Annotated in this window: 10 protein-coding genes; 2 read left to right on the forward strand and 8 right to left on the reverse strand. The window is 49.6% G+C overall.

Annotation, left to right across the window (positions count from 1 at the left end; genetic code table 11):
- Positions 1-94: 94 nt before the first annotated feature.
- Entirely contained in the window at positions 95-1,333 is a 1,239-nt protein-coding gene (locus tag V1498_RS20010; protein ID WP_409295752.1) for an ROK family transcriptional regulator, read from the forward strand.
- A gap of 182 nt (positions 1,334-1,515) precedes the next feature.
- On the opposite strand, the gene V1498_RS20015 is transcribed toward V1498_RS20010, so the two are convergent.
- Positions 1,516-2,325 (reverse strand): carbohydrate ABC transporter permease, encoded by an 810-nt coding sequence (locus V1498_RS20015; RefSeq protein WP_409295754.1) that lies wholly within the window; start codon positions 2,323-2,325, stop codon positions 1,516-1,518.
- Between the two features lie 59 nt (positions 2,326-2,384).
- Entirely contained in the window at positions 2,385-3,266 is an 882-nt protein-coding gene (locus V1498_RS20020; protein WP_409295756.1) for a carbohydrate ABC transporter permease, read from the reverse strand.
- A gap of 245 nt (positions 3,267-3,511) precedes the next feature.
- On the opposite strand from V1498_RS20020, the gene V1498_RS20025 reads away from it, so the two are divergent.
- Positions 3,512-4,753, forward strand: coding sequence for an ABC transporter substrate-binding protein (locus V1498_RS20025; protein WP_409295757.1), 1,242 nt, complete (start codon positions 3,512-3,514; stop codon positions 4,751-4,753).
- Here V1498_RS20025 and V1498_RS20030 read toward each other — a convergent pair.
- The 6 genes from V1498_RS20030 to V1498_RS20055 form a co-directional block, all read right to left on the reverse strand.
- Positions 4,735-5,307, reverse strand: a complete 573-nt coding sequence (locus V1498_RS20030) for a hypothetical protein (protein WP_409295759.1) — start codon at positions 5,305-5,307, stop codon at positions 4,735-4,737. The two genes, V1498_RS20025 and V1498_RS20030, sit on opposite strands and share 19 nt — an antisense overlap.
- A 134-nt stretch (positions 5,308-5,441) precedes the next feature.
- Positions 5,442-6,866 (reverse strand): glycoside hydrolase family 32 protein, encoded by a 1,425-nt coding sequence (locus V1498_RS20035; protein WP_409299385.1) that lies wholly within the window; start codon positions 6,864-6,866, stop codon positions 5,442-5,444.
- A gap of 62 nt (positions 6,867-6,928) precedes the next feature.
- Positions 6,929-8,332: a sucrose-specific PTS transporter subunit IIBC gene (locus tag V1498_RS20040; protein ID WP_409295760.1), complete on the reverse strand. Its 1,404-nt coding sequence runs from the start codon at positions 8,330-8,332 to the stop codon at positions 6,929-6,931.
- 148 nt (positions 8,333-8,480) lie between these two features.
- Positions 8,481-9,470 carry a LacI family DNA-binding transcriptional regulator gene (locus V1498_RS20045; RefSeq protein ID WP_409295761.1) on the reverse strand — a complete coding sequence of 330 codons (990 nt, stop codon included), beginning with the start codon at positions 9,468-9,470 and terminating at the stop codon, positions 8,481-8,483.
- 141 nt (positions 9,471-9,611) lie between these two features.
- Positions 9,612-11,375 (reverse strand): glycoside hydrolase family 2 protein, encoded by a 1,764-nt coding sequence (locus tag V1498_RS20050; RefSeq protein WP_409295763.1) that lies wholly within the window; start codon positions 11,373-11,375, stop codon positions 9,612-9,614.
- 34 nt (positions 11,376-11,409) lie between these two features.
- The gene (locus tag V1498_RS20055; RefSeq protein WP_409295765.1) at positions 11,410-12,240 is read right to left on the reverse strand and encodes a carbohydrate ABC transporter permease; all 831 of its coding nucleotides are present in this window, start codon (positions 12,238-12,240) and stop codon (positions 11,410-11,412) included.
- Positions 12,241-12,244: the final 4 nt, after the last annotated feature.

Here is a 12,244-nt window from a genome sequence, read left to right on the forward strand (position 1 = left end):
AAATTTCCTAATATAAGGTTTAATAGTATGAAGGATTAGTTTATAATTAAATTTAATTAAGTAACTTTTAACCGACTTACACGGGGGAATCCATATGGTAAAAAACTTCCTAAGAGGCAGTTTCAAATTAATGAAGTCCATTAACCGTTCACTCATATTGAATATAATCCGTGAGAAAGGGCCTATTTCCCGGGCGGAAATTGCCAAACTGACCAAGCTGACGCCGCCTACTGTCAGCAGCCTGGTCAAGGAGCTCCTGCTTGCCGAGATTGTCATCGAACAGCAGAAGCTCGGCGAATCAAGCGGCGGGCGCAAGCCTACCCTTCTTACGCTGAATGAGGAAATGTTCCATGTTATCGGCATGGATATCGGATCGCGCAACATTAAGACGATCCTGACCAGCATCACGGGTAAAATCATTAAAAAAACGGTTGTCCCGATGCCGGCAGAAATCAGCAAGGATACGCTCCTTGGCCTGATTACCGATTCGGTACAGAACATGATCGATGCGGTGGACATTGATGAAGAAAAGATTGTAGGGATCGGCGTGGGGATGCACGGGATCGTAGATGTTAAACAGGGAGTTTCCATCTTCGCCCCGAACCTCAATCTGCAGGATATCCCCATTAAAACCGTGCTTGAAGAGCGGTTCAACATGATTGTAAAAGTGGAAAATGACGGCCGCGCCATGAGTCTTGGCGAGCTGTGGTTCGGCAACGGCGCCGGTATCGACAGCTTTGTCTGCATCAACGTCGGCCGCGGAATCGGCGCCGGCATCATCATCAACGGCCGTTTGTACCATGGAAATCATTTTATCAGCGGCGAAATCGGGCATATGGTCATTGATATCGACGGACCGCAGTGCACCTGCGGCAATTACGGCTGCCTGCAGACCTTTGCTTCGGGTCCCGCCATCGTCGAGCGCGTGAAAAAAGAAATGCGGCTCGGCCATACAAGCATGCTGCATGAGCTTGCAGAAGATATGGATGCTATTACGGGAGAGCTGATTTACGAAGCAGCCTTAAAAGGCGACAGCCTGGCAAAAACAGCACTTGAGCAGGCCGGCCGCTATCTTGGCGTGGGTTTGACCAACCTGATTCATACGGTCAATCCAAAAAGAATCATCATCGGCGGCGGCATCTCCAATGCCAGCAGCCTGATCATGGACAGCATCACCCATACAGTCCGCCAGCGCGCGCTCACCCAGCCTTCCAAAGAAACAGAAATCATTCTGTCTAAATTTGGTGAAGATGCCACCGCTATGGGTGCAGTCGCCCTTATTCTTGCCGAGCTCTTCACATCACGCAATTCCGAAACAGCCGAAGCCCATTAGGGACCAGGCTGTTTTTTTCCATCTTAACAACATTCGTCCATGCCTGCCCTCCCTTTGGGGGTTGGGCAGGTTGGGAAAATTCCTTTCCTTTCTGGAAACTCGGACAGACTGCTTCATGCATGGCGGCTTCCCCCTCTGTTCGAGCCAAAAAGCGCCGCCCCGAGGCTGGGACAGCGCTTTTTTTAACCCTTTACAGAACCTGCTGTCATTCCCGCAATGAAATAGCGCTGCAGGAAGACGTAGGCGATGACCATTGGAGCGGAAGCGATGATTACTCCAGTGAACAGCATCGGGTAGTTGGTGATATATTCTCCCTGGAACTCGAGCAGGGCGAGCGGCAGGGTTTTGTATTGTTTGTCCGTGATCAGGAGCAAAGGATAGAACAAATCATTCCAGTGCATGACGAACAGGAAGATGGACGTGGCGGCCATCGACGGCATGGAGAGCGGAATCGCGATCTTCCGGAAAATGTTCCAGTTAGTGGCACCGTCAATCATGGCCGCTTCAAACAAGGTTTTCGGCAGGGATTTCATGAACCCTGTCAGGATGAACACGGCGATTGGGAGCGTTGTGGCCGCATTCACGATCACAAGGCCGGTGAGCGAGTTGGTCAAGCCGAGTGTGTACATCAAATTATAGAGCGAGCTCATGTTCACCTGGGCGGGAATCATCATGCCAAGAGTGAACAGCACAAACACAGTATTGCCGATCCAATTCGTCATCCGGGTAACCGAATAGGCGATCAGACTCGCAAAAAACAGGGTGATGGCCACCGAGCATAGAGTGACGATGACGCTGTTCATAATATAAGTGGTCATCGATTTGCTCTGGAACAGCTCGGAATAATTTCCAAAGCCGAAGCTGCTTGGCAGCCCCAAAACATTTTCATACATTTCGTTCGGACTTTTGAATGTGGTGAAGAAGATGGCCAGTATAGGAATAATGACCAGCAATGCATATATCGTAAGCATTCCGCCCTTAAGTACTTTCATGCTATTCCTCTTTTCGTTCTGATTTGGCTTTTATTCGGCTTATCCTTATGTGTGCTCTCCTATTCCTCTGTGCGGTTCGCACGCAGGATGCGGAACTGCAGGAAGGTGATGAGGGCAACCACAATCAGGAAGATAACGGCCTCTGCGGATGCATAGCCAAACTTGAATCCTTTGAATGCCGTGGAGTAGATGAGCGTCGCAAGAATTTCGGTCGCATAGTTCGGGCCGCCGCGCGTCATGGCATAAATCAAATCAAAGGCTTTAAAGGACTGGATGGTCGTATAAGCAATGACGATCGTTGCCGCAGGGGCTAGCATCGGCCAGGTCACAAACCGGAAGTTCTGCCATCTTGAAGCTCCCTCAATCTTGGCCACTTCATACAAGTCTTTCGGAATTCCCTGCAGTCCCGCCACAAACAGGATGATCATCTGCCCGGTATGGAACCAGACCTGCACCACTGCAATGGAGAAGATGGCGATATCCTTATTGCCGAGCCAGTTTTGTGTTAAAAAGCCCAGACTGGATTTTTCCAGAACGGTGTTAAGGATTCCCATATTGGGGTCGTAAATGAATGCCCAGATAAAGGCAACAGAAACGGAGGAAAGAATCGTTGGGAAAAAATATAAGGCCCTTAAAAAGACCGTGGTTTTGGAGTTCCTTACCAGGAACATGGAGAACACGAGTGAAAACAGTGTCTGGAAGATTACGACGAACAGCATGAATTTCACATTGTTGCCCATTGCCTTTACGAAGATCGAATCATTCGTGAAGATGTTTAGGTAGTTCTGCGCTCCCACGAAATTGAAATCCGCCGTAAGTCCATCCCAGTCTGTAAACGAGTAAAACAGCGCGCTTACCGTAGGATATACGAAGAAAATCAAGTAGAGGATCAGCCCTGGCAGGATAAAGAAATACAGAGCCCTATTTTGTTTTAACTTCATCTCTAATGGTCCCCCTAGAAAATCATTCTCTTTCTTTTTTTGTATGTAGTGTATGGCCCACCCCTTTTAGCAATAACTGCCTAAACTGGTTAGTACCCTATTTCATACGGTTAGAAACCTATTTTTTAAATATATAATCAATCGATTGATTAAAAAATTGTTTAAAAGATAAGTTTACTTGCCGGAATAATAGGGTATGGTTTATGGTGTTAGTATACATAATATTTTGACTAGGGGGAAATCAATTGAAAAAAATCAGCCTTTACTTATTCGCCCTGCTGCTGGTTTTATCCAGCGTGCTTGCAGGCTGCTCTTCAAAGGACTCGGAAAGCTCTGATTCCAAAAACAAAAAGATCAGCTTCATGCACTGGCGCGGGGAAGATAAGCAGGTTTTTGAAGAACTGATCAAAAAGTTCACAAAGGAAACCGGCATTGAAGTGGAAATGAATATTTATCCTTCCGAACAATACCCTGTACAGACTGTACTCCGCGACGGCTCTACCGGCGATGTATTCGCCTCCAACCCCGGATTCCAGCTTGAATCCTTGAAGAAACTAGGTTTTTATGAAGACCTGACCAACGAAGATTTTGTGAAGAACTATGATCCAAAACTAATTGAAGCTGCCAAGGTGGACGGCAAGCAGCTCGCCCTTCCACTGCAGCTTGTTTATAACCAGCCTGTATACAACGCTTCTATGTTTGAAAAAATGGGCCTGGAGCCTGCAAAGGATTGGGAAGGCTTCCTGAAGCTGTGTGAAGAGCTGAAGAAAAATGGCGTCACACCGATCGCATTCCCCGGTGCCGACATCGGCCCCGGCCAGCTCATGAACAGCATGATGATGAACAATGCACCGGATGAAGAAATCTTCGCCAAGCTTATGAAAGGCGATGCCAAGCTGACTGAGGAATGGTGGGTCAAGACCCTCACCCAGTTCAAGGAACTGAACGACAAAGGCTACTTCCAAAAAGATGCGCTTGGCACAAAGCATGATTCCGCCATCGCCATGGTCGCCCAGGAAAAAGCAGCCATGCTGGCATCAGGTTCATATGCCATCGCGAGCATCCGCAACCTGAACAAAGACATCAAGCTCGGCCTTCTGGCACCAATCACCGTGCCGGAAAGCGAAGCTAAATTTGAAGGAATCCATACCACCACGTTCCTTCTCGGAGTGAATAAAAACTCCAAGAAGAAAAAAGAAGCCAAACAGTTCGTGGAATTCCTGAGCAAAAAGGAAAATGCGGAAGCTTATGCCAACAAAACCAGCCAGCAGGTAACCCTGAAGGACGTTAAATACGAATCAGAAGACCTGAAAAACATCTCAGACTGGTCCGAAAAGAAAACCCGCTTCCAGCCGCGCTACCTCATCCCGGATGAAGCCGTGGAAAAAGCCGTACTAAGCTCCATCCAGTCTGTCCTCGGCGGAGAAAGCCCTAAAAAGGCAGCCGCTGCTGCACAGAAGATTGTGGATCAGAATATTAAGAAGTAATGATGGCTGAAGCCCCGGGGAATGATCCCGGGGCTTTTGTCGTGGTTTGATGGCGGTTTAGTAAACGGGCTGAGGTTGGAAGTGAATTCTCTTTCTGCAAGTAAAATGTTGGGTTCCGCAAGTAAATTGCCGCGCCGCGCAAGTAAATCATCCATTCCCGCAAGTAAAGGACTGCGCTGCTCAAGTAAATCGTCCATTTCCGCAAGTAAAGGACCGCGCTGCGCAAGTAAATCATCCATTCCCGCAAGTAAAGGACTGCGTTCGGCTAGTAAACCATGCACTCCCGCGAGTAAAGTACTCCGTTTGGCGAGTAAATCATCCATTTCTGCGAGTAAAGTACTCCTTTCGGCTAGTAAATCACCTATTCCCGCGAGTAAAGTGCTGAGTTCGGCGAGTAAATCATCCGTTTCCGCGAGTAAAGTGCTCCGTTTGGCGAGTAAATTATCCATTCCCGCGAGTAAAGTGCTCCGTTTGGCGAGTAAATTATCCATTTCCGCGAGTAAAATGCTGAGTTCGGCTAGTAAACTCCCAACCTCCCGAGCGCCACTACACATATACACCCTCAAAAGCTTATAAAATATGAATTTATCTCCTCCCCTGCTCCATTCTCATGTAAAATCGTCAAAAAACCGGCTGAGTACCGTCTCAAAATCAAAAAAAGAATGCCCAGCGGCGCTGGGCATTCTTATCACTTGCTTAAGTTCCATTTGGTGAGGGTAAACTCTGCGTCTCCCTCAAATGTAATCAAATCATTTTCCGGCTCGGGGAAGTATCTGGCTGTGAAGACTTCTTCCCCGCCGTTGATGAAGATTTCGAGCGAGGAGGTGTCCATCAGCAGCTGCACGCTTGAGAGGCCAGAGACAGCACAGGTTCTTGTTTCCGTTCTTCCTGTGCGGAGGCAGCGGCGCTCCAGGCTGACTTCTTTTTTCTCGGCATCATACGAGAAACTTGCTTCGCCGCGAAGGTTAATGGTGAAGCTGGCTGCCTCTCCCTTGAAGTCATTCAAAAGCAGTTCAGCAGTAATTCCCCGCACGCCCTCAATATGGGATGCTTTCACGCCGCTGAATTCTTCCCGGTCCCCCCGCATTGCTTCCAGCTCAGGAGCTGGATTCTGATAGACTTTGTCATCACGGTACTCCAGAATCCGCGGGATGGTCAGGGCATGGACCCAGCCTTTTTTGAGCGTGGGCTGAAAGGCCTCGGCTTCGTCGGTGATGCCCATCCAGGCGATCATGATCCTTCTCCCCCCTCCATCAAGGAAGGTCTGCGGCGCATAAAAGTCGAAGCCGCGGTCTATTTCGATGAAAGGGCCATGTGTAAAACGCGGGCTGTTCCGGTCTAATTCACCAACGAAATAGCCGGATTGAAACAGATTTTGATACAGGTGGCCGCTCGGCTCAAGGCCCTGCGGCGACACCATGAGGATATCCTTTCCTCCAAGCGGGAAAAGATCCGGGCATTCCCACATATACCCGAATTCTCCAAGACCGTTCATGTCTGCTCCGGCAATGCGGCCGGCTTCCTTCCACTTGTAGAGGTCCGGGGAGGTGAATAGCACTGCTGCCCCCTTCTCTTCCAGTGTCTGGGCGCCGAGCACCATGTACCAGGTGTCTCCTTCCCTCCAGACCTTGGGATCCCGGAAATGGGCGGTATAGCCTTCAGGCAGCCCGAGGACTGGTCCCTTTTTTTCAAAAGAAAGGCCGTCTTCTGATACCGCGAGGCACTGATAGGTTTCCCGTGTGCCGTCTTCGAGTTTTACATTGCCAGTGTAGATGAGATACAGCTTGCCGTCGTATTCCACGGCACTTCCCGAGTAGCAGCCATTCCGTTCATACCATTCGCTCGGTGCCAGGGCGATTTTTTCTTCCTGCCAGCCGACGAGATCCGTTGACGTAAAATGCCCCCAGAATTTTGCCCCATGCGCCGTTTCAAAAGGATTCCACTGATAAAACACATGATAGGCACCCTTGTAATAAATTAAGCCGTTTGGGTCATTTAAAAGTCCGGCAGGCGGCATGAGATGAAAGTCCAGCCGGTATGGGTCGCTCTCTGCCAGTTCTTGATGTTTTTCTACTTCTTCGTATGCTTGTTGGATAAGATCGTTCTCGTTCAGGATAGGCACCTCCTATAAGTAAAAAAGAGAAGGCAAGCTGGGTATCCTGCCTTCTTCTTTTATTATTTTTCGATTTCTGCTGCCGCTTTGTCGGAATAGCCGAACATCCAGGTAAGGATGAAGGCAACAGCAATGGCGATGACGTTGACTAAAATGTACTGAAGGAGCTGTCCGTTCAGATACAGAAGGGCACCAGGTATGACCGTCACTGCCATCCCGGTTCCCTTAAGTCCGAGGATGGAACTTAAGAATCCGCCAGCCGCGCCGCCGATAAGGCCCATGATGAACGGTTTGCCGTAACGGAGGTTAACCCCGAAGAGTGCAGGCTCGGTAATTCCCAATAGAGCTGAGAAGGAAGACGGATAAGCGAGCGCCTTCAGCTTCTTTGATTTTGTCTTGAGCCCCACAGCGAGAGCAGCGCCGGCCTGGGCAGCCACTGAGCAAGTGATGATGGCGTTATAAGGATTGTTATGGTACTTGGCGAGCAGCTGTATTTCAAACATATTAAAGATGTGGTGTACACCAGTGATAACAACCAGCTGGTTAAGTCCGCCAAGAATGAGTCCGCTGAGTCCGAACGGCCAGGAAAGGACGTTTGTGGCTGCGTCCAGGATTCCCTGCTCAACGATGTGGAAGACCGGCCCGATAACGAACAAGGCCAGGATAATCATCACCAGCAGTGTCAAAAATGGTGTCAGAATTAAATCCAGTACTTCAGGAACCCGTTTGCGGATAAACCGTTCAAGCTTGGCCCCGATAATCCCGGCGATGAAAGCCGGAAGCACGGAAGCCTGGTAGCCGACCACCGGGATGAAGCCGAAGAACTTGATCGGTGTCACATCTCCCCCGGCAACGGCCCATGCATTAGGAAGGGCCGGGCTGACAAGCATCAAGCCAAGAACGAGGCCGATGATCGGTGTTCCGCCGAATACCCGGAAGGTTGACCAGGCGATAAGCGCCGGCAGGAAGATGAACGCTGTATCTGTCAGCACCTGTGTGAATAAGATGAAGTTTTCCGAGATGTCTTTAGGGCTCAGGCCGAACAGGGCCAGTACCTGCTCCTGCATAACCAGGCCGCGCACACCCATAAAGAGTCCGGTGGCAACCAGGACAGGAATGATCGGCACGAATACATCACCAAAGGTACGGATGGCCCGCTGGAATTTTGAGCCGCTTGCGACTGCTTCTTTTTTCTGATCAGAAGCAGACTGGGTAGCAAGTCCAAGCTGTGAAACTTCTTCATAAATCCGGTTGACGGTTCCTGTTCCGAAAATTACCTGAAACTGTCCAGAATTAAAGAACGCACCTTTTACCTTATCAATGTCTTCTACTTTTTTCTGGTCGATCTTTTCCTTGTCATTTACTATGATCCGAAGGCGCGTCGCACAATGGGCAACAGAGCTGATGTTTTCCCTGCCGCCGACTGCTTCAATGACTTCCTCTGCTATTCTCCGATTTTCAGACATGACATTCACCTCTATGATTTAATTTTGTATGGAATCGATTACACAAAGAGCCTGGATGAGTGCAAGCCGAGCGTATGATCTCTCTGTGGAATCGATTCCTCATTTCAGATAATAAAAGCGTAACCGAATGAAACCGATTACACTTTCATTATATACTTTCATTTTCTAGAAGTCTATATTTAACTCTGCAAACTTTCCCCTGGTATGTTTCACCAGCGATTTTTTCGAGAATCATGGTGGCAGCCTCCCGGCCAGCTTCCTCTATATCAAAATCAATCGTCGAAAGGCGCGGTGTGATGTATCTCGACAGCTCCGAGGCTCCCATTGCCCCGATTGCCATATGGGCTGGAATCTCGATTCCCGCTTCCTTTAAATGCTGCATCGCACCAATTGCGAGCCGGTCTGTGACCGTCAGCACGGCAGTCGGTTTTACAGCTGATTCTTCCAAAATGGCCCTCATGCAGCTCCGGCCGGAATGGACATCGAAAATGCCTTTCTTGATCCAGCTATCTTCTGTCGCAAGCCCATTTTCAGCCAGGGCGTCCAGGTATCCTTTCTTTCGGAGATAGCCGACAGCATGGTCGCTTTCATCCACTCCGATGAAGGCAATCCGCTTATGCCCCTTAGTTATCAAGTGGTCCATCATGTCCCTTGCAGCCTGATAGTCATCGAACACCACATTCGTCAAACCGGAAACCGGCTGTCCGACCATGACAAACGGCATGTTCAGCTGCTGAATTTCCTGCAGGATCGGCTCTCCAATATTTGTGGCGGACAGAATGATGCCATCCACATGGCGGCTTTTCAGCAGCTTCAGATGCTGAATTTCCTTTTCGTGCTCAAGGTTCGTGATGGCAAGCAGGATCTGGTAGCCCGCTCCCGACAATACCTGATCAAGGCCCTTCACCAGCCGGCTCGAGGTTTCTGTGCTGATTTTCGGCACAATCACCCCAATGACCTTTGTCTTCTTCGTACGCAGCGATTTGGCGTGGGCGCTTGGCACATAGCCGGTTTCTTCAATGACCGTGAGCACTCTTTTCCTTGCTTCCTCGCTTACATATCCGGAATCGTTCAGCACCCTCGAAACGGTAGTGCGGGAAACATTTGCTTTTTCTGCAATTTCCTTGATCGTTAACATGCTTCATTTCCTCCGGCCTTTAATTTAACCACAACATTATTTTACACAAATACCCGCATAATGCCAGTACTATCATCATTACCTGCATGGCGGCATATAAACAGAAAAAACACACCCGGCATAGCAGCCGGGTGCAGTCGATCACTTTTGATCATTAATTTCCTTGATCTTCTTCAGGTCGCATTTCGGCTCCCGGTCATAGGTAAGGAGGCCGTTGATTTCCTGCTCCACATCCGTCAGCTGTGTATAGCAGAAGCCCTGGACAACCGGACTTGAAGTCAAGGCGCCGGTCACCCTGCGGTATTCCTCTACAAGATCTTCGGCAGATTGGACAGCCGAGTAGCCCCAGCCTTCCTGCTCGTCTACCTTATAGGCAATGCCGCCGTATTCCGTAATCAAAATCGGCTCGCCTCTATAAGAATAACCATTGGCGTAAATCACGCGGTTGGCGGGAGTCGTCGAGATGGCGCTCTCCACATCCTTATATGCCTCGGCCATTTCTTCGGCACTGCGGTAATTATGGATGCCGCATATGTCAGAGATCGTATGCTCCCAGCCGTCGTTGGACAGAACCGGGCGGGTCTGGTCGATCGATTTGGTCTGCCAGTACATGGACGTGGCGTGTGCCTGCTGATGCTTGTCATAAGCGACGCGGGAAATGCCCCAGCTCTCATTCAGCGGCAGCCAGACGATGATGGACGGATGGCTGTAGTCGCGCTTTACCACGTCGAACCATTCAGTAGCCAGGCGGCGTGCCGCTTCTTCGCTGTATTCAGAAGCATTCGCCATTTCGCCCCATACGAGGAATCCAAGGCGGTCAGCCCAGTACAGGAAGCGTGGATCTTCTACCTTTTGGTGCTTCCTTGCGCCGTTAAAGCCCATTTCCTTCGCAAGCTCGATGTCCCTTTTCAGCGCCTCATCTGTCGGAGCTGTAAGCAGGGCCTTCGGGAAATACCCCTGATCAAGCACAAGCTTTTGATAATAAGGCATATTGTTCAGCATGAATACGCCGTTTTCAATGGAAATCTTCCGCATTCCAAAGTAGGAATCAACAGAATCGAGCACTTCCTCTCCCTTGCGGAGTGTCAGTGTCACATCAAACAGATTAGGATTCTCCGGTGACCAGTACCAGCCTGGTCCATGGATGTTGCTTCGGTCTGTAAAGCGGTTGCGCACATTATAGCTGCGCTTGTTGTAAATTTCCAGGAGATTGGAAGAATCAGAGATTACTTTTTTACCGTTAAATGAGATTTCTACATCAAGGGCAAGGCCATCGGAGAACGCGCCGCCCACTTCGAATTCAAGCTCAATATCGCCGCGGTCGATCTCAGGAGTCCAGCGGATGCCGGAAAGGACGGTCTGGGCTGCAGGCTCCATCCAGACGGTCTGCCAGATGCCGGTCGTCCGTGTGTAAAAAATGGATTCCGACTGCTCATGCCAGTATTGCTTACCGCGCGGAATGGTCACATCTTCAGATGGATCCTCAACGCGGAGAGTCACTTCGTCTTCCCTGCCGTCTTTGTTTAAAAGATGAGTGATATCCACCGAGAACGGCGTGTTTCCGCCTTCATGATGGCAGGCAAGATTTCCGTTGATGTACACCCACGAACGGTAATCCACCGCGCCAAAGTGCAGGATAATCTGTCTGCCGGACCAATTTTGGGGCACACTTAACGTTCTGCGGTACCAGACCACATCATGGAACGATGGATCATTGATTCCGCTCAGCTCGGTCTGATAGGCAAATGGAACCGTAATTTCCCGGCTCATTGGAAACTGCTCGAACCACTTCTCATTCAGTCCCTTGTTTTCATCATCAAATGCAAAATCCCATTGCCCATTAAGGTTCTCCCATTCTGTACGGACAAACTGGGGTCTTGGATAATCGTTGCGGGGAATAGACATGTATATTCAAATCCTTCCAAAATGTAGTGGCTGTTTATTTGATTCCTGACTGTGTGACGCCTTTAATGAATGAACGCTGACCGACTACAAACAGAAGCACGGCCGGAATGGTTGCGATCGATGTAAGGGCCATCAGCTTGGCTGGGGACGATACAAAGCTGCCCTGCTGCATAACGGCAATACCTGTCGTGATGGTACGCATTTCCGGTGAGTTGGTCGTAACGAGCGGCCACAGGAAGTCATTATAAATTCCCATGAAGGTGAAGATTGCAAGCGTCCAGATGACCGGGCGCGCAGACGGCAGAACCACCTGTGTAAACACCTGCCATTTATTGGCGCCGTCCAGGAATGCTGCTTCCTCCAGCTCCTTCGGGAATCCGCGGAAATATTGATACAGCAGGAACACGCCGAACGCGTTCGCTGAATAGGGCAGAATCAGTACGGCATACGTATCAAGAAGTCCGAATGTGTTAAATTCCATGTAAAGCGGAAGGAATGTGATAACCCAAGGGATGGTCAGGGATCCGATGAACATGGCAATGAAAAACTTCTTGAACGGCACATCAAGCCTTGCGAGACCATAGGCCGCTAATGTATCGGCAATCAGCACAATGAGTGTGCCGGTGATCCCGACAAGAAGGGAGTTCGCCATCCACTGCAGGACCGGCGTTTCACCGCCGCTCTGGAAGGCATATTGATAGTTTTCCAGGGTGAATACTTCCGGGATCCATTTCAAGCCTGCGGTAAATGCTTCCTGGTCTGTTTTAAAGGAAGTAAACAGCATCCAGACAATCGGAAGCAGGAAAACCAGGGCAATCAATGCAGCGATGATAATAATAATCGTTTTACTTGCTTTGCTTTCCATGGAC

Origin of the sequence: Paraperibacillus marinus (assembly GCF_046237605.1) — a bacterium.
In the GTDB taxonomy this organism is placed as follows: Bacteria; Bacillota; Bacilli; order Bacillales; family DSM-1321; genus Paraperibacillus; species Paraperibacillus marinus.